The 17,595-nt window shown below is 61.8% G+C and carries 19 protein-coding genes; 10 read left to right on the forward strand and 9 right to left on the reverse strand.

What is annotated here, in order from left to right; genetic code table 11:
• The first annotated feature begins 4 nt into the window (after nucleotides 1-4).
• The 6 genes from nuoI to nuoN are packed head-to-tail and all read left to right on the forward strand — an operon-like array spanning nucleotide 5 to nucleotide 6,270.
• Nucleotides 5-553, forward strand: a complete 549-nt coding sequence (nuoI, locus tag BM416_RS16890) for an NADH-quinone oxidoreductase subunit NuoI (RefSeq protein ID WP_003174725.1) — start codon at nucleotides 5-7, stop codon at nucleotides 551-553.
• 9 nt (nucleotides 554-562) lie between these two features.
• Complete coding sequence (gene nuoJ / locus BM416_RS16895) at nucleotides 563-1,066, forward strand: NADH-quinone oxidoreductase subunit J (protein ID WP_003174726.1); 504 nt, start codon at nucleotides 563-565, stop codon at nucleotides 1,064-1,066.
• A 2-nt stretch (nucleotides 1,067-1,068) separates the two neighbouring features.
• Nucleotides 1,069-1,377 carry an NADH-quinone oxidoreductase subunit NuoK gene (gene nuoK, locus BM416_RS16900; protein WP_003174727.1) on the forward strand — a complete coding sequence of 103 codons (309 nt, stop codon included), beginning with the start codon at nucleotides 1,069-1,071 and terminating at the stop codon, nucleotides 1,375-1,377.
• Nucleotides 1,374-3,227 carry an NADH-quinone oxidoreductase subunit L gene (gene nuoL / locus BM416_RS16905; protein ID WP_065927062.1) on the forward strand — a complete coding sequence of 618 codons (1,854 nt, stop codon included), beginning with the start codon at nucleotides 1,374-1,376 and terminating at the stop codon, nucleotides 3,225-3,227. The genes nuoK and nuoL overlap by 4 nt, the downstream gene beginning before the upstream one ends.
• 39 nt (nucleotides 3,228-3,266) lie before the next feature.
• Complete coding sequence (nuoM, locus tag BM416_RS16910; protein ID WP_017527174.1) at nucleotides 3,267-4,799, forward strand: NADH-quinone oxidoreductase subunit M; 1,533 nt, start codon at nucleotides 3,267-3,269, stop codon at nucleotides 4,797-4,799.
• A gap of 7 nt (nucleotides 4,800-4,806) precedes the next feature.
• Complete coding sequence (gene nuoN, locus BM416_RS16915; RefSeq protein ID WP_003174731.1) at nucleotides 4,807-6,270, forward strand: NADH-quinone oxidoreductase subunit NuoN; 1,464 nt, start codon at nucleotides 4,807-4,809, stop codon at nucleotides 6,268-6,270.
• A 125-nt stretch (nucleotides 6,271-6,395) separates the two neighbouring features.
• On the opposite strand, the gene BM416_RS16920 is transcribed toward nuoN, so the two are convergent.
• Both BM416_RS16920 and BM416_RS16925 read right to left on the reverse strand, forming a co-directional pair.
• A complete protein-coding gene (locus tag BM416_RS16920) occupies nucleotides 6,396-7,148 on the reverse strand; it encodes an outer membrane beta-barrel protein (protein ID WP_027606322.1) in 753 nt (250 codons plus the stop codon).
• 123 nt (nucleotides 7,149-7,271) lie between these two features.
• Nucleotides 7,272-8,111: an arylamine N-acetyltransferase family protein gene (locus BM416_RS16925; RefSeq protein WP_092488809.1), complete on the reverse strand. Its 840-nt coding sequence runs from the start codon at nucleotides 8,109-8,111 to the stop codon at nucleotides 7,272-7,274.
• 120 nt (nucleotides 8,112-8,231) lie between these two features.
• On the opposite strand from BM416_RS16925, the gene BM416_RS16930 reads away from it, so the two are divergent.
• Nucleotides 8,232-8,468 (forward strand): DUF6555 family protein, encoded by a 237-nt coding sequence (locus tag BM416_RS16930; RefSeq protein ID WP_092488810.1) that lies wholly within the window; start codon nucleotides 8,232-8,234, stop codon nucleotides 8,466-8,468.
• 32 nt (nucleotides 8,469-8,500) lie between these two features.
• Here BM416_RS16930 and BM416_RS16935 read toward each other — a convergent pair whose 3' ends face one another.
• Together BM416_RS16935 and BM416_RS16940 are read right to left on the reverse strand one after the other, a co-directional pair.
• Nucleotides 8,501-8,701, reverse strand: coding sequence for a DUF6021 family protein (locus BM416_RS16935; RefSeq protein ID WP_027606319.1), 201 nt, complete (start codon nucleotides 8,699-8,701; stop codon nucleotides 8,501-8,503).
• 12 nt (nucleotides 8,702-8,713) lie between these two features.
• On the reverse strand, nucleotides 8,714-8,893 hold the full coding sequence (locus BM416_RS16940) for a hypothetical protein (protein ID WP_065940075.1): 180 nt from the start codon (nucleotides 8,891-8,893) through the stop codon (nucleotides 8,714-8,716).
• Nucleotides 8,894-9,027: 134 nt separating this feature from the next.
• Between BM416_RS16940 and BM416_RS16945 the strand changes: the two genes are divergently transcribed.
• A complete protein-coding gene (locus BM416_RS16945; protein ID WP_092488811.1) occupies nucleotides 9,028-9,549 on the forward strand; it encodes a DUF3087 domain-containing protein in 522 nt (173 codons plus the stop codon).
• A gap of 1 nt (nucleotide 9,550) precedes the next feature.
• Here BM416_RS16945 and BM416_RS16950 read toward each other — a convergent pair whose 3' ends face one another.
• The 4 genes from BM416_RS16950 to BM416_RS16965 form a co-directional block, all read right to left on the reverse strand.
• Nucleotides 9,551-10,684 carry an MFS transporter gene (locus BM416_RS16950; RefSeq protein ID WP_065927057.1) on the reverse strand — a complete coding sequence of 378 codons (1,134 nt, stop codon included), beginning with the start codon at nucleotides 10,682-10,684 and terminating at the stop codon, nucleotides 9,551-9,553.
• 57 nt (nucleotides 10,685-10,741) lie between these two features.
• The gene (locus BM416_RS16955; protein WP_092488812.1) at nucleotides 10,742-12,109 is read right to left on the reverse strand and encodes an MFS transporter; all 1,368 of its coding nucleotides are present in this window, start codon (nucleotides 12,107-12,109) and stop codon (nucleotides 10,742-10,744) included.
• 144 nt (nucleotides 12,110-12,253) lie between these two features.
• On the reverse strand, nucleotides 12,254-12,709 hold the full coding sequence (locus BM416_RS16960) for a hypothetical protein (RefSeq protein ID WP_092357624.1): 456 nt from the start codon (nucleotides 12,707-12,709) through the stop codon (nucleotides 12,254-12,256).
• Nucleotides 12,710-12,860: 151 nt separating this feature from the next.
• Nucleotides 12,861-13,736, reverse strand: a complete 876-nt coding sequence (locus BM416_RS16965) for a Dyp-type peroxidase (protein WP_092488813.1) — start codon at nucleotides 13,734-13,736, stop codon at nucleotides 12,861-12,863.
• A 151-nt stretch (nucleotides 13,737-13,887) separates the two neighbouring features.
• On the opposite strand from BM416_RS16965, the gene BM416_RS16970 reads away from it, so the two are divergent.
• Nucleotides 13,888-15,504: an NADP-dependent glyceraldehyde-3-phosphate dehydrogenase gene (locus tag BM416_RS16970; RefSeq protein ID WP_092488814.1), complete on the forward strand. Its 1,617-nt coding sequence runs from the start codon at nucleotides 13,888-13,890 to the stop codon at nucleotides 15,502-15,504.
• A gap of 91 nt (nucleotides 15,505-15,595) precedes the next feature.
• Complete coding sequence (locus BM416_RS16975; protein ID WP_065927053.1) at nucleotides 15,596-16,657, forward strand: FUSC family protein; 1,062 nt, start codon at nucleotides 15,596-15,598, stop codon at nucleotides 16,655-16,657.
• A gap of 166 nt (nucleotides 16,658-16,823) precedes the next feature.
• Here BM416_RS16975 and BM416_RS16980 read toward each other — a convergent pair whose 3' ends face one another.
• Nucleotides 16,824-17,576 (reverse strand): TetR/AcrR family transcriptional regulator, encoded by a 753-nt coding sequence (locus BM416_RS16980; RefSeq protein WP_065927052.1) that lies wholly within the window; start codon nucleotides 17,574-17,576, stop codon nucleotides 16,824-16,826.
• Nucleotides 17,577-17,595: the final 19 nt, after the last annotated feature.

Consider the following 17,595-nt stretch of genomic DNA (forward strand, 5'->3'; position numbering starts at 1 on the left):
ACCCATGTTCAAATATATTGGCGACATCGTTAAGGGTACCGGTACCCAGTTGCGAAGCCTGGTGATGGTCTTCGGTCACGGCTTCCGTAAACGCGACACCCTGCAATACCCGGAAGAAGCGGTGTACCTGCCGCCGCGCTATCGCGGCCGCATCGTACTGACCCGCGACCCCGATGGCGAAGAGCGTTGCGTGGCCTGCAACCTGTGCGCCGTGGCGTGCCCGGTGGGTTGCATCTCCCTGCAGAAAGCTGAAACCGAAGACGGTCGCTGGTACCCGGACTTCTTCCGCATCAACTTCTCGCGCTGCATTTTCTGCGGCCTCTGCGAGGAAGCTTGCCCGACCACCGCGATCCAGCTCACACCGGATTTCGAGATGGCCGAGTTCAAACGTCAGGACCTGGTGTACGAGAAAGAAGATCTTTTGATCTCTGGTCCCGGTAAAAACCCTGATTACAACTTCTATCGTGTTGCAGGTATGGCCGTTGCCGGTAAGCCGAAAGGCGCCGCACAAAACGAAGCCGAGCCGATCAACGTGAAGAGCTTGCTGCCTTAAGGAAGAAAGATGGAATTCGCTTTCTATTTCGCATCGGGTATCGCGGTTGTGTCCACGCTTCGCGTGATCACCAACACCAACCCCGTGCACGCCCTGCTCTACCTGATCATTTCGCTGATCGCCGTGGCCATGACCTTCTTCAGCCTCGGCGCACCGTTCGCCGGTGTGCTGGAAGTGATCGCCTACGCCGGCGCCATCATGGTGCTGTTCGTGTTTGTGGTGATGATGCTCAACCTCGGGCCGGCCTCGGTCGCCCAGGAACGCGTCTGGCTCAAGCCCGGCATCTGGCTCGGCCCGGTTGTCCTCGCAGCGCTGCTGCTGGGTGAACTGCTGTATGTGCTGTTCGCTCACCAGAGCGGCCAGGCCATCGGCCATACCACCGTGGACGCGAAAGCCGTGGGCATCAGCCTGTTCGGCCCGTACCTGCTGGTGGTCGAACTGGCTTCGATGCTGCTGCTCGCCGCAGCCATCACTGCCTTCCACTTGGGCCGCAACGAAGCCAAGGAGCAATGACGATGCCTGCTATCCCTTTGGAGCATGGTCTGGCGGTCGCCGGCATCCTGTTCTGCCTTGGCCTGGTCGGCCTGATGGTTCGCCGTAACATTCTGTTCGTGTTGATGAGCCTGGAAATCATGATGAACGCTGCGGCACTGGCGTTCATCGTTGCAGGTGCACGTTGGGGCCAGCCGGATGGACAAGTCATGTTCATCCTGGTGATCAGCCTGGCAGCCGCCGAGGCCAGTATCGGCCTGGCGATCCTGCTGCAACTGTATCGTCGCTTCCACACGCTTGATATCGACGCTGCCAGTGAGATGCGCGGATGAACATGATCTTTCTGACTTTCGTATTTCCCCTGATCGGTTTCCTGCTGCTGTCGTTCTCTCGCGGACGCTGGTCGGAAAACCTTTCGGCCCTGATCGGTGTGGGCTCCATTGGCCTGTCGGCCATCGTTGCCGCCTACGTCATCTGGCAATTCAACGTGGCACCGCCGGAAGGCGGCCACTACACCCTGGTGCTGTGGCAGTGGATGTCGGTGGAGGGCTTCAAGCCCAACTTCGCCCTCTACGTCGACGGCCTGTCGATCACCATGCTTGGCGTGGTGGTGGGCGTGGGCTTCCTGATCCACCTGTTCGCGTCCTGGTACATGCGCGGTGAAGCGGGCTACTCGCGCTTCTTCTCGTACACCAACCTGTTCATCGCCAGCATGCTGTTCCTGGTGCTCGGCGATAACCTGTTGTTCCTGTACTTCGGTTGGGAAGGCGTAGGCCTGTGCTCGTACCTGTTGATCGGTTTCTACTACAGCAACCGCAACAACGGTAACGCGGCACTCAAGGCATTTATCGTCACCCGCATCGGCGACGTGTTCATGGCCATCGGCCTGTTCATCCTGTTCCAACAGGTGGGCACGCTGAACATCCAGGAACTGCTGGTGCTGGCACCGCAGAAATTCCAGGTCGGCGACTTCTGGATCACCCTGGCGACCCTGATGCTGCTGGGCGGCGCCGTGGGTAAATCCGCGCAACTGCCGCTGCAGACCTGGCTGGCGGATGCGATGGCCGGTCCTACCCCGGTGTCGGCACTGATCCACGCCGCAACCATGGTGACCGCCGGTGTCTACCTGATCGCCCGTACCCACGGCCTGTTCACCCTGGCGCCGGACATCCTGCACCTGGTGGGCATCGTCGGCGGCGTGACCCTGGTACTGGCCGGCTTCGCCGCGCTGGTGCAGACCGACATCAAGCGGATCCTCGCCTACTCGACCATGAGCCAGATCGGCTATATGTTCCTGGCCCTGGGCGTCGGCGCCTGGGACGCGGCGATCTTCCACCTGATGACCCACGCCTTCTTCAAGGCCCTGCTGTTCCTGGCCTCCGGTGCGGTGATCGTGGCCTGCCACCACGAGCAGAACATCTTCAAGATGGGCGGCCTGTGGAAGAAACTGCCACTGGCCTACGCCAGCTTCATCGTCGGTGGTGCCGCCCTGGCCGCCCTGCCGCTGGTGACCGCCGGTTTCTACTCCAAGGACGAAATCCTCTGGGAAGCCTTTGCCAGCGGTAACCAGAACCTGCTGTACGCAGGCCTGGTGGGTGCGTTCATGACCTCGCTGTACACCTTCCGCCTGATCTTCATCACCTTCCACGGTGAAGCCAAGACCGAAGCCCACGCAGGCCATGGCATCTCCCACTGGCTGCCACTGTCGGTGCTGATCATCCTGTCGACCTTCATCGGCGCGCTGATCACCCCGCCACTGGCCGGTGTGCTGCCGGAAAGCGCCGGTCATGCCGGCGGCGCCGCCAAGCACAGCCTGGAAATCGCCTCGGGCGCCATTGCCATCGCCGGTATCCTGCTGGCGGCCCTGCTGTTCCTCGGCAAGCGTCGCTTCGTGACCGCCGTGGCCAACAGTGGCATCGGCCGTTTCCTCTCGGCCTGGTGGTTCGCGGCCTGGGGCTTCGACTGGCTCTACGACAAACTGTTCGTCAAGCCCTACCTGGCCATCAGTCATGTACTGCGTAAAGACCCGCTCGACCAGACCATCGGTTTGATCCCGCGCGCGGCCAAAGGCGGTCACACCGCCCTGAGCCGTACCGAGACCGGCCAGTTGCGTTGGTATGCGGCTTCCATGGCGGCCGGCGCCGTGCTGGTGATCGGCGCCATCGTTGTGGTAGCGGTCTGATATGAACTTTGCGAACTTGCGAAAGGAAACGAGCCCGTCATGATTCTGCCCTGGCTAATCCTGATCCCCTTTATCGGCGGCCTGCTCTGCTGGATGGGTGAACGCTTCGGCGCCACCCTCCCCCGCTGGATTGCGTTGCTGACCATGTCCCTGGAACTCGCACTCGGCCTCTGGCTGTGGGCCCATGGCGACTATTCATTCGCTCCGGCACCGGGTGTCGATCCGACGTTCGCGCTTGAATTCAAGCACGTGTGGATCCAGCGCTTCGGCATCAACGTGCACCTGGCCCTCGACGGCCTGTCGCTGTTGATGATCCTGCTGACCGGCCTGCTGGGTATCCTCTCGGTACTCTGCTCCTGGAAAGAGATCCAGCGTCACGTGGGCTTCTTCCACCTGAACCTGATGTGGATCCTGGGCGGCGTTGTCGGCGTGTTCCTCGCCCTCGACCTGTTCATGTTCTTCTTCTTCTGGGAAATGATGCTGGTGCCGATGTACTTCCTCATCGCGCTCTGGGGTCACAGTTCTTCGGACGGCAAGAAAACCCGGATCTACGCGGCGACCAAGTTCTTCATCTTCACCCAGGCTTCCGGCCTGATCATGTTGGTGGCGATCCTGGGCCTGGTACTGGTCAACTTCAACTCGACGGGCGTGATTACCTTCAACTACGCCGACCTGTTGAAAACCAAGATGTCCCTGACCACCGAGTACATCCTGATGCTGGGCTTCTTCATCGCCTTCGCGGTGAAGCTGCCGGTGGTGCCGTTCCACTCCTGGCTGCCTGACGCTCACGCCCAGGCGCCGACCGCCGGTTCCGTGGACCTGGCCGGTATCCTGCTGAAGACGGCGGCCTACGGCCTGCTGCGTTTCGCCCTGCCGCTGTTCCCGAACGCCTCGGCCGAGTTCGCACCGATTGCCATGACCCTCGGCCTGATCGGGATCTTCTACGGTGCGTTCCTGGCATTCGCGCAAACCGACATCAAGCGTCTGATTGCCTTCTCGTCCGTTTCCCACATGGGCTTCGTACTGATCGGCATCTACTCCGGCAGCCAGCTGGCGTTGCAAGGTGCAGTGATCCAGATGCTGGCCCACGGTGTCTCGGCCGCCGCACTGTTTATCCTGAGTGGCCAGTTGTACGAGCGCCTGCACACCCGTGACATGCGTGAGATGGGCGGCGTGTGGTCGCGCATTGCGTACCTGCCGGCGATCAGCCTGTTCTTCGCCGCCGCCTCCCTGGGCTTGCCGGGTACCGGTAACTTCATCGGCGAGTTCCTGATCCTGATGGGTGCCTTCGTGCAAACGCCGTGGATCAGCGCCATTGCTACGTCCGGCCTGGTATTCGGTTCGGTCTACTCGCTGATCATGATCCACCGCGCCTACTTCGGCCCGGCCAAGTCCGACACCGTCCTCAAGGGGATGGATGCTCGCGAACTGATCATGGTGCTCGGCCTTGCGGTATTGCTGATCTATATCGGCGTGTACCCGCAACCGTTCCTGGACACTTCTGCCGCGACGATGCATGGCGTGCAGCAGTGGTTCGGCACCGCCTTCTCTCAACTCGCTTCGGCCCGGTAAGAGCGCTATGGAATTCACGATCCAACACTTTATCGCGCTTGCGCCGCTGCTGATCACCAGCCTCACCATCGTGGTGGTGATGCTGGCGATCGCCTGGCGCCGCAATCACTCACAAACGTTCCTGCTGTCCTGCGCCGGTCTGAACCTGGCCCTGCTGTCGATTATCCCGGCACTCAAGGTCGCGCCACTGGCGGTGACTCCGCTGATGATGGTCGATGACTTCGCGCTGCTGTATATCGCGCTGATCCTCGTCGCCACCCTCGCCTGCGTCACCCTCGCCCACGCCTACCTCGGCGAAGGCGGCACCGGCTACCCGGGCAACCGCGAAGAGCTGTACCTGCTGATCCTGCTGGCTGCGGCCGGCGGTATCGTGCTGGTCAGCGCGCAGCACCTGGCCGGCTTGTTCATCGGCCTGGAACTGCTGTCGATCCCGACCTACGGCCTGGTGGCCTACGCCTTCTTCAACAAGCGCTCCCTGGAAGCCGGCATCAAGTACATGGTGCTGTCGGCCGCCGGTTCCGCGTTCCTGTTGTTCGGCATGGCCCTGCTCTACGCCGAAGCCGGCAGCCTGAGCTTCACCGGTATCGGTCACGCCCTGGCCGCCACCAACAGCCCCGCGCCGATTGCCCAACTGGGCCTGGCGATGATGCTGATCGGCCTGGCGTTCAAGCTGTCGCTGGTGCCGTTCCACCTGTGGACCCCGGACGTGTACGAAGGCGCCCCGGCGCCGGTGGCGGCGTTCCTGGCGACAGCGTCCAAGGTCGCTGTGTTTGCGGTGATGGTGCGTCTGTTCCAGATCTCGCCTGCCGCCAACACCGGCGTGCTGAGCAACGTGCTGACCGTGATCGCCATCGCGTCGATCCTGTTCGGTAACCTGCTGGCCCTGACCCAGAACAACCTCAAGCGTCTGCTGGGTTACTCGTCCATCGCCCACTTCGGCTACCTGCTGATCGCCCTGGTGGCGAGCAAAGGGCTGGCCGTGGAAGCCATCGGCGTGTACCTGGTCACCTACGTGATCACCAGCCTCGGCGCGTTCGGCGTGATCACCCTGATGTCCTCGCCTTACAAGGGCCGGGACGCCGACGCCCTGTACGAATACCGCGGCCTGTTCTGGCGCCGTCCGTACCTGACCGCCGTACTGACCGTGATGATGCTGTCCCTGGCCGGTATCCCGCTGACCGCAGGCTTTATCGGCAAGTTCTACATTGTGGCTACCGGTGTCGAAGCCCACGAGTGGTGGCTGGTTGCGTCCCTGGTGCTGGGCAGTGCCATCGGCGTGTTCTACTACCTGCGCGTGATGGTCACCCTGTACCTGATCGAGCCAAACCTGCGCCGTGTGGATGCCGAGCTGCACTGGGAACAGAAAGCCGGTGGCGTGATGCTGCTGGCCATCGCCCTGCTCGCCTTCTTCCTCGGCGTGTACCCACAACCGTTGCTCACCCTGGTGCAGCACGCGGTGCTGGGGGTTTGATCCCTTAGCGGTATGTGAACCAACAGAAACGGCGCCCCAGGGCGCCGTTTTTGCGTTCTGGGCTGACCTGCAACAGCCCAAAAAAAACGCCCCGAATGTTCGGGGCGTTTTACATTGCAACCGCGTCAGAACGCGATACCGACCTTGACCCCGTACTCATCCCGCTTGAGCCGAGTGTTATCGGCCACTTCGGAATCACCGTCGAGCTTGTATTCGGTGCGGGTGTAGTAAAGGCCCGCCATCACTGGCAGGTCGCCCTTCTGGTTCATCAGCAGGCTGACTTCCGCATACGGGTTAGTGCGGTCCTTGAGGTCTACGGTGTCGCTGCCCACGCCGTCCACCTTGAGCTTGGTACGACCATCAATGGTGCGACGTGCACCGGCTTCGAAACGCAGCGTCATGTCATCGAACTGATGGTTGTAGCCCAGGGCTGCCTTGGCGAACGGCGACTTGTTGGTGAGCTCCATGTCGTAGTCGTTCGAGTCCAGCTCATAGCGGGTCCAGCTGTAACCGCCGCCAACGATCACGTCGACGAAGTTGCGCGCGTCCAGCGCGGCACGCCAGCCGAGATCCAGGTCGGCCTGGCCTTCCTTGAGTTTGTTATCACTCTTTTTACCGTACTTGGCTTCCACACCTGCCTGGTAGATAAAGCCCGACTCGGCGGTGAGCTTGTTGCCGAAGTTGTAGAAAAGACCGGCTTCGGGCATGTGGTCCTTATCACTTTCACTACCGCCTTCGAGCTTGAAGTCGTTGTAGCTGCCCAGAATCCCAAAGGTAGAAATCGGGTCAGTGGACGGTGCGGCAAACACCACGGCTGGCGCGGCGACCAGCGCCAGCAGTGAGGAATGCTTGAGGAGGTTTCCGAATAGTTTGGACATCGTTTACATCTCCTTGTCTGGTGGGCAAATTATTCAGGAAACGCTTCGAACCCAGGCTGGCACCAAAGGTTCGAAAAAATTTGCCCCCACCTGGAGGTAAAACGGTTCAGCGATGGCTCTAGATCAATACTCCTGGCGTGCAGCCCTTACCAAGCCATCAAGGGTTGAATCAAACTGAGGGTGAACCGGCACGCGAATCCCAAAGGTAGTATCCAGTACGTCCAGCAGCTCGTCGGCGCTCTGGATCACACGCTTGTCACTCGGCCGATCCAGGTAGTGAATCCCATAGTGGGCGTTGTTCAAGGTGTGGCGTTCGCCCGCTGCCAGGCGTGCGACTTTCAATTGGCCCAAGAACGGCGAGGCCGGGTGGGTCGAGACGTACCAGTTACCGATTTCGTAGTCGATGTCTGCCTGCACTTGCAGGTCGAACACATACAAGCCACGCCACTCCCCCGCGACCTCGGCCCACAAGGTGTAGCTGCCCTCCTGCTCATTGAGTGTCAGGCGATACGGCTCATGGGCCGTGGCCTGTACGGCTTGCGTGTCCAACTGCAACGGACTGCTGGGCACCATGCCACCAAAGCCGACGTCGGTGATGTAGCGCACACCGTCCAATGTCACCAGGCTCAGGCGATGGGTACGCGCCGTACGTGCATCCGGCGGCCCGCCCATCACCACCCGCCCGGTAATGCCGCGCGCCTCGAACCCCAGTTCCTGCAACAGCGCCAGGAACATCTGGTTCAACTCATAGCAATACCCACCCCGTCCATCGAACAGGACTTTCTGCTCGACGCTGGGCAAGTCGATCGGCACCGGCAGGCGCAGCAGGGTCGACAGGCTTTCGAAGGCGAAGGTGCACACATGACCCAGTTGCAAATCTCGCAGGGTCTGCAGGGTGGGCGGTGGTGGCGAGTCGTAACCCAGACGTTGCAGGTACAGGCGGCTGTGGTTCAGGAGGGTCATGGCGCGATCCTTGGGCGCGGGAGGAATGCGTCACTATGCCGCGCAAGCATGCAGATTGTCATTTTGAGTGAACCTTTTTAAACCGTTCCCTATCCATCTATAACAAGACAGGGAGGCAACATGAGTACCGCAAAAATCTACACCATCCACTACCAACTGCACGGTCAACCAAAGTCCTTTGTGGTGCGTGCCGAAGTGATGAACAACGCCGAGGCCTGGCACTGGGCAGCCGTTGACGCCGACATAGCGCATGTCAGTCGTATCGGCCGGGTTGGCCATGAGCAGGTGAAAAAAACCACGCGCCCATGGGCCGAGAAGTACGGCATTACCAACGTCACCTGGATGCCGCCCAGATAAATAAAAAGCCCCGCTCATTGGCGGGGCCCAGCTCATTTCTTCAAGTCGCCCAACGGATCGTAGGGCGGCTTTTTTTTCCCGTCGTCCTTGGCCTTTTTATCCAGCGGGGCAATGGCCGGACCGATGGGATCAACCTGCGGATCAGCCACATCGGGCGAGTCCGGATCAAATCCCAGCTCATCCTTGCCGCTGGCGTGTTCATTGGAGGGCGGTCCATCCGAGCGCTTGTTCATCATGGTCTCCTGTTATAGCGGGCGAGCTTTGTCGTGGAGGTTTTCCAGGTCTTCTTCGACGCGCTCCACGTCATCCTGGGCGTCACGCTCTTTCGGGTCATTGGGGCGCAAGGCATCGTTGTCGCGCTCCTCTTCGCCGGGTGTGCGATCAGGGTCGGGTGTACCGGGCGGTGGCTGCTTGTATTCGGGCATGGTGGTTGACCTCAAAGGGACTACACCGGTTTAGAGAAACTGCCCCAGATCATGGTTCAACTTGATTGCCCCACTACTGACCGCCGACCATGAGAAGATGCCCTCCCCCTACCCGCCCTGGAGACCTGGACCGGATGTTCGAGCTCAAACCCTGCGACCCCGTCACCTACCGCCAACAGACGCGCCGCAGCACGCTGATCGTGGCCGTGCTGTTCATGGCCCTGGCCATGCTGCTGTCGAGCCTGGCGGTGATGCTGTTCGGCGAACCCGGCGGTGACAACTTCCGCTTCAATGTCGGTGGCGTATTCGCCGGGGTGTTGATAACGGTCGCCCTGCTGCGCGGCCCGCTCCGCACCCAACCGTGGCTGGCACCGGCCGTGTATGGGTGGCTGCTCAAGCGCACGCTGATGCGCGTGACCAACGTGATGCACACCGTCACCGAGCGTGTGCAGGCGAATGATCCGACGGCCATGAAGGTGCTGCGCTTCTATCATCTGGGGCTGACACAGATGCACGCCCTGGACGCCAACTCCAGTGCCCAGGCGCAGTTGGTCGGCGAAATGGACGCGCATAAGAACACGATGCAGGCACTGGGGATCGACACCGAACAAACCCGCTTTGATCCCGCTTGGCTGGAAGGATTGAAAAGCACGTAAGTCAGTCTGCTGCCACACGGGTGCGCCAGCAGAACAACGCACTCACCGCAATCGCCGCACCCGCCACGCCAAACACCAGGGGGGCCGAGGCCACCGGCAACAGCAGGCCTGCCAGCAGTGGCCCGAGGCCCGCACCGATGTCACGCCATACCGCATTCGACGCCAGGGCCGACACCCGCAGCGAACCGGGGTTGCGCTCGGCGACCAGGGTGGTCACCAGGGGCAGTTGCAACGCGCGCAGCACCAACACCGCCGCCGCGCCGACAATCACCCAATAGCTGCCGAACGCCGTCAGGGCCAAGGCACTCAGGAACGAAAACAGTAACAACATCGAGGTCGCGCCAAAGCGCTGGGCGGCGTGGCCTCCCAGGGGGCTCAGGAGCATTTCCGAGACATAACGCAGGGCCATCAAGCCGCCGGCGATCAGCACCGCATTACCGCCGAGCAGCTTTTGCGCCTGGATCGACAGGCCGAAAATAAACAGTCCGTCCAGCGCCACGCCTTCGATAAACGACCACAGCGCCACGCTGTCGGGCCACTTGAAACGGCGCCCCGGGGTGCTGTGCAAATCATGCCCGGCGCTGGGCAGGCCGCGCGCCATCCACAGCCCCACCAGGCAACAGCCGGCGAGGATCACAAAGATCGGACGCGGCCCGGCCCACAGCGTCAGCCAGCCACCGAACGGTAACGCCAGCATCGGCCCCCAGGCGATCAGGGCCCGCGAACGCCCAGCCCGGCGCGCGGCGCCCTCCGGCTCGGAGGTGGCCAATACCTGGGTCGACAGGTTCAACGCAGCGAAACACAGGCCCCATACCAGCCGCAGCCCCAACAACGCGGCAAAGCCCGACAGTACCGAATTACCCAGGGCGCACAGCGTTGCGGCACCGGCGGCGATCATGCAGGTCAGGCGATCGCCGTTGCGCGCGTAGAAATTCAACACGTGCCGGTAACCGAAAATCCGCACCAGCCGGTTGGCCGCCAACAACACCCCGGCCTGGGCGAGCGTGATGCCGAAGGCCTGGGACTCCATGGGCAGCAGCAGATAGAGCAACACGTCACTGGGCAGGCATAAGGCCAGGGTCAACGCAGCGCGGCGGGAATGGGTATCGGCAGTGCGGAGGGCCAGGCTGGACATAAATCTGAAACATTCCGAAATATTCAGGTCGCCACGGTAGCCCTCCCACCGCAGGTTTTACAACGGCTTTTTCCCGTAGGGCAGCAAACGCAGGCCACTGGCCACGGCGCCCACCAGCGCAAACACGCAACCCAGCCACAGCGCATACAGCGGGCCATTGGCCAGGGACAGGTGGAAACACAGCGCCACCAACGACGCCCCCAGCGTCTGCCCCAGCAACCGCGAAATCGCCACGATGCCGCTGGCCCCGCCGCTGCGCGCCAACGGCGCACTGGTCATCAAGGCCTTGAGGTTAGGTGACTGGAAGAAGCCGAAACCGGCACCGCACAACGCCATGCGCCAGCCAATATCGAAGGCCGACGCGCCGTGGCCCAAGGTCGCCAACGCGGCCATTCCCACACTCAACATCAACAGCCCGATACCGCACAGCAGGCCCAGGGACACACGGTCAGCCAGGCGCCCGGCGACCAACGCCATCACCGCCACGACCGCCGGCCACGGTGTCATCAGGAACCCGGTTTCCACCTGGCTATGCCCCAGCACCGCCTGCAACAGAAAGGGCAGCGACACAAAGGCCAGGCCCTGGGCGCTGAAGGCGCAGATCGCCGTCAGGGAAGACAAGGCAAACACCGGGCGTTTGAACAGATCCAGGGCCAGCATCGGCGCCGGGTGATCGGCCTGCCGACGCAGCAGCAACGCGCCACACAGCAGCGCCACCGCAATCAAGCCCAGGGTCAACGCCCCCTGCGCACCATGCACCGCCGTGCCCAGCCCCAGCACCAGCAAGGCGAACAACCCGGCACACAGCGCGGCCGCGAGGCGGTCAAAGGCATGTCCAGTCATCGGCAGGGTCGGCAATGAACGCAGGCCCAATCCCAGGGCCAACAGCCCCAACGGCACATTGATCAGGTACAGCCAGTGCCAGGTCGCCACCGACAGAATCGCCGACGCCGCCGTGGGCCCCAGGGTAAACGCCAGCCCCACCACCAGCGAGTTATAGCCCAGGCCACGCCCGAGCATTTTTGACGGGTAGATATGCCGCAGCAACGCCGTATTGACGCTCATGATCGCCGCCGCCCCCAGCCCCTGCACCACACGGGCGGCAGTCAGGGTCACCAGCGAGCCGGCCAGCCCGCAAAACAGCGACGAGACGATAAACAGCAGCAACCCGCCGAGATACACGCGGCGGTGCCCGAGCACATCGCTGAGGGACGCAAACGGCAGCACCGTGGCGATAATCGCCAGCTGGTAGGCATTGACCACCCAGATCACCGAGGCGGAATCGGTGCCAATCCCTTCGGCCAGGGTCGGCAATGCCGTGTTGACGATGGCCGTGTCCAGGGTCGCCATGCCGATCCCCAGGGAGATCGCGATCACGGCAGGCAGGCGTTTATTGAGGGGCAGCCCATCGACGACAGAAGACATGAACCATCCGGACAGGTAACAAAGGCCACTAGCATACGATCAACGGGGATTGATTTCAGTGGCCCATGGCGCCGCTGTCAAAATTTTCATGTTGTTGAACATGGGATTCGCGCCTTATCCCGAATCACGCCTGCCTGTCATCCCCTAATAAACAATCAGGCTCGCAGCAATAGCGGGTTTAAGAAGCCAGGATCCAGGCGTTGGCGCAAAGCATTGTGGAGACGAGGCCGATAACTTATTGGCGGCCATGTCCGGATTCCACCGGCCAATAATGCCGTCCCGACCTGCAACATCCACCGTATCCAGTTGGTTCATCACCTGGTCACGCTTGAGCACTTCCCTGGCCAACATTGTCAGGTTGTCTTGCTGTGAATCGCCCGTCAGGGGGCGCCCCGCGACCTGACAAATTTCCCCCTGTGTCGCATAGGGCGAGCCTGCTGGCCTGAATGCATCGAAATTTTTGTCAAACTCCTGCGCCAGCGCGGCGTCGGACCGCCCCGCATAAGGGTTGGCAGGGTGCCAATGGGCAACAACAGGGGCATGGGTGGCGAAAGATGCACTATGGACAAGAGACACGTGGTGCTGATGAATGATAGCCATGAGTGAGTTTCCTTGATTACTCGACAAATCCGCTCTACATACCGTCGAAAAACGGATATGCAAAGCAGACTGTTGTCTCTGTGGCGACCCACGCCAGGGTGGTTCCGCAGTCGTACGCAAAAACCGCTTCGCCACCCAAGTCCGGACAGCGTTAGATACGCGGTCCTTGAAAGATTGCACTCAGGTCCAGGCGTCCGTCCTTGACCGGCGGGCACCAGTAGTAACCACCGGTCAACGGCGTGCTGATGCGATACAGGCCATCGACAATCCCGTCCTCCAACCCGCTCATGCGGCGCAGTTGGGCTTCGAACGCATCGAAGGAATGGCCGAATGCGAGGAACATCAACCCGGCCTGGCCATTTTCGGCCCAGGGCATGGAGCGGCGCACCACGAAGGCTTCCGGGCTGAAGCTTTCCTGGGCGGTACGTTTGGTGTGGGCGGATTCTGGGGCGTCTTCCAGCTCTTCGTTGTCGCCATGGCGGCGGCCGATGATGTGGTCGCGCTCCTGGGCGGGCAACGCGGCGAAGCCATCGAGGTCGTGCTGCCATTGCTGGATCGCGGCGAAGCTGGCACCGCTGTCGGTCAGGGCGGCTTCAACGGCAGCGTCGTCGTGGGGGTTTTCGGTGCCGTCTTCGTAGTCGGTGAGGTCGAAGCCGGTCTTGTAGCGGAAGCCTTCGATCGACTGCACCAGGCGAAACGCCGGGGCCAGGGCCTTCTCGAAAGCGCGACTGCGCAGCAGCAACTCGCCGCGATCGACGCCATGCAGCCACACCCACAGTGCCTGCTGGGTAGACGGGTTGTGTGCGCCCGGTGCGCTCACGGCAGGAAAGCTGCGCAAACCATCAACTGTTGCACCCAGCGCGTTGACCAGCGGCTCGCCAAATCCGACCACTGCCGCCGAATCGGTCAACTGCACCAGCGCGTCCAGCGCAGCGGGCACGGCTGCCAGGGTGTCCACGGCAAAAAACAGATGGCGTGCCTGCAAAGGCACCGGTGCGGCAAGAATGCCCGGCTGGTACTGACTCATGTGAACTCCTTCAAGAAAGGCGCGCAGTCTACTATCTCGAAGAGCAGGCGACACGCCCCGGTGTGCAGTGCAACGCGCACAAGCCTTGCCATAGAGCCCTGTGTTGGGTGACTCTCTAGTCATGTTTTGCAACTATTTCAGGGGTAGTGCCATGACCACCAGCAACCTGCTCGCCCAGCTGTTTCCCACCAGCGTCGCCGATATTCCCGAGCAATACCGCCTGGCGGCGCCCATCGAACAGCGTGACTACCTGGTGGATGGCCAGTTGCAGGTGTGGAACGGCCCCTTGGCCCAGGTGCAGAGCCCGGTGCAATTGGGCGACCGCCGCGTGGTGATCGGCAGCACGCCGTTGCTGGACGCCGACACCGCCCTCACCGCCCTCGATGCCGCCGTGCGCGCTTATGACCGCGGCCAGGGTGAATGGCCTACGATGCGCGTGGTGGAGCGTATCCAGCACGTCGAGGCGTTTTTGCGACGTATGCGCGAACAGCGCGACGCAGTGGTCACCCTGCTGATGTGGGAGATCGGCAAGAACCTCAAGGACTCGCAGAAAGAATTCGACCGCACCTGCGACTACATCACCGACACCATCAATGCCCTCAAGGAACTCGACCGTCGCAGCAGCCGCTTCGAGCTGGAACAGGACACCCTCGGGCAGATCCGCCGCGTGCCCCTGGGCGTGGCGCTGTGCATGGGGCCCTACAACTACCCGCTCAACGAGACGTTTACCACGCTGATCCCGGCGCTGATCATGGGCAATACCGTGGTGTTCAAGCCGGCCAAACTCGGTGTGCTGCTGATCCGTCCGTTGCTGGAAGCCTTCCGCGACAGCTTCCCGGCCGGGGTGATCAACGTGATCTACGGCAGCGGCCGCGAAACCGTCAGTGCGTTGATGGCCAGCGGCAAGATCGACATCTTTGCCTTTATCGGCACCAACAAGGCCGCCAGTGACTTGAAAAAGCTGCACCCCAAGCCGCACCGCCTGCGTGCGGCCCTGGGCCTGGATGCGAAAAACCCCGGCATCGTGTTGCCCGAGGTGGACCTGGACAACGCCGTCAGCGAGGCCGTCACCGGCTCGCTGTCCTTCAATGGCCAGCGTTGCACCGCGCTGAAAATCCTGTTTGTGCATGAAGACGTGGTCGACAGCTTCATCGAGAAATTCAACCGCAAACTGGAAACCCTCAAGCCCGGCATGCCCTGGGAAGACGGGGTTTCACTGACGCCGCTGCCGGAAGTCGGCAAAGTCGATTACCTCAACGAGCTGGTGGCCGATGCGCAACAACACGGTGCCCAGGTGGTGAATGCCAATGGCGGCGTCAGCCGTGGTTCGTTCTTCTACCCGGCGCTGCTGTACCCGGTGAACCCGCAGATGCGCGTGTACCACGAGGAACAATTCGGCCCGGTGGTGCCCATCGTGCCCTACCGCGATCTGGAGACGGTGATCGAGTACGTACTCGACTCGGACTTCGGCCAGCAATTGAGTATTTTCGGCACCAACGCCGTGGAAGTCGGACGCATGGTGGACACCTTCGCCAACCAGGTCGGCCGCATCAATATCAACGCCCAATGCCAGCGCGGCCCGGACACTTTCCCGTTCAACGGGCGCAAGAACTCGGCCGAAGGCACGCTGTCGGTACATGACGCGCTGCGCGTGTTTTCGATCCGCACCCTGGTGGCGACCAAGTTCCAGGACAGCAACAAGGCGCTGGTCAGCGACATCCTGCGTAACCGTGACTCAAGCTTCCTGACCACCGACTATATCTTCTAAGCACAATGCCGATCTCAATGTGGGAGGGGACCGCCCCCCTCCCACATTTGGATTGTGTACATATCCAAAACCGAGGCCACTTTAATTACCGATGAACCTGCCACTCTTCGCCCGGCGCCTGCTGCGCCCCTTGCTCGACCCCTACCGCCGCTATCGTCACGCCAAGCTGATCCACGCCGTGCGCGTGTCCATCGGTTTGCTGGCGACGATCCTGCTGACCACCGGCATCAACCTGCCCCATGGTGAATGGGCATCGGTGACCATGCTGGTGGTGATCGGCGGTTTGCAACACCACGGCAATATCGGCAAGAAGGCCGTTGAGCGCGCCTATGGCACGCTGATCGGCGCCAGCGTCGGTTTGCTGCTGGTGGTGCAGGAGGCGTATGTCGGCCAGCCGCTGCTCACCTACCTGCTGATGTCGGTGGTGTGCGGGTTCTTTTCCTATCACGCCATCGGCAAGGGCGGGTACACGGCGCTGTTGTCCGCGATCACGGTGTTTATCGTCGCGGGGCACGGTGACAACCCGTTGTCGGACGGGCTGTGGCGCACCGTGGATATCCTGATCGGCATTGCCTTGGCGTTGGCGTTTTCCTTCGCCCTGCCGCTGTATGCCGTGTATTCCTGGCGCTACAACCTGGCCAGCGCCTTGCGTGATTGCGCCCAGATCTACAGCCGGATCATCAATGGCCAGTCGGTCACCGACGATGAACACCTGAAGCTGCTCAACCGCCTGAATGCGGCGATGCTGCAATTGCGCTCGCTGATGCCGTCGGTGTCCAAGGAGGTGCGCATCTCCATGACCGAGCTGGACGCGATCCAACGCCACCTGCGCATGTGCATCAGCACCCTGGAGATTCTCGGCAACACCCGCCCGGACCCGCGGGACGAACAGGCGATGGCGCGCATGCAAGTGATGTTGAAAGCCGAGCATCGGCAGATTCGTGTGCAGTTGGTGGGGATGGCGCGGGCATTGAAGTCCGGGGTCACGGAGCGGCTGGAGCGGCCCAGCCCTGTCAGCGGCGGCGAGCCCAGCCTGGATGCGCCGGTTTACAGTGCGCTGGATGGGTATCGATTGTTGACCGTGCAACTGGCGGCGAATGTGGACGCGATGCGCCAACGCCTGGCTAAAAGCGCCGGGCGCTGGAAGATCTAGAAAGGTGGCCCGTTGACCGGTTTACTCACATCAACACTTTCACACTTTCTCTTACATATTTTTCACGTTTTATTCACATCCCGGGACGTAGGGTGAAGCCTCATCCGTTACAAACGTTGCACATCAAGCCCGCCGCCCCAGCGGGCTTTTTTTTGCCTGGGATTTCTCAGCGCGAGGCCTTGGCGGCCGGCGCTGTCGCCTGTTCACGAATGGCGCGCTGGGTATCCAGCACCTTGGCCAGCGCGTGTTCGGCTTCCGGGCTTTGCTGCGGCACACGAATCGCCGCCGAGACCAGGGTGATCAGCTTGGCCATCACCTCGGCATCCGTCGCCGGGCGGCCCAGGCTCATGGAGTTCATCAGCAGGCGCAGTTCGGTACCGGCCATGACCCCGGAAATCGCCTTGAGGGCAAATTGCAGGCGCACCCCCAGCTCATTGCGCGGCAAGTCCGGCAAGGCCAGGGCAAAGGCTTCGAAGAAGCGCTGGAACACCGGCTGGTAATGCACCTTGAGGTATTCCTGGATAAACGGCGAGGTGTCGCTGTACACCCGCCCGAGGAAACGGATGAACGAACGCCCTTCTCCGCTCGCCGGGTCGCTGCGTTCCAGGCCCATGGCCGGGGCGAAGAGCACGCCGAGCAAGGTGTCGCAGTCGAGGGGGCCGTCGGATTCAGCCTCACAGCGCGCCAGCAATTCCAGGCGCTGCTCGTTGAGCGGTTCCAGGCGTTGCATCAGCAGGGTCTTCATCAGGGAGTCCTTGTCCCCGAAGTGGTAGTTCACCGCAGCCAGGTTCACCTGGGCGCGCTCGGTAATCTGCCGCAGCAGCACGGCGTCATAGCCGTATTTGATGAAGAGAGCCTCTGTCGCATCCAGCAATCGAGTCTTGGTAACGTTTGGAGCGCTGAGTTTCTTCGCGACCATAAGGGTTCCACGGCGGAAA

Origin of the sequence: Pseudomonas sp. NFACC42-2 (assembly GCF_900116055.1) — a bacterium.
Taxonomy (GTDB): domain Bacteria; phylum Pseudomonadota; class Gammaproteobacteria; order Pseudomonadales; family Pseudomonadaceae; genus Aquipseudomonas; species Aquipseudomonas marginalis.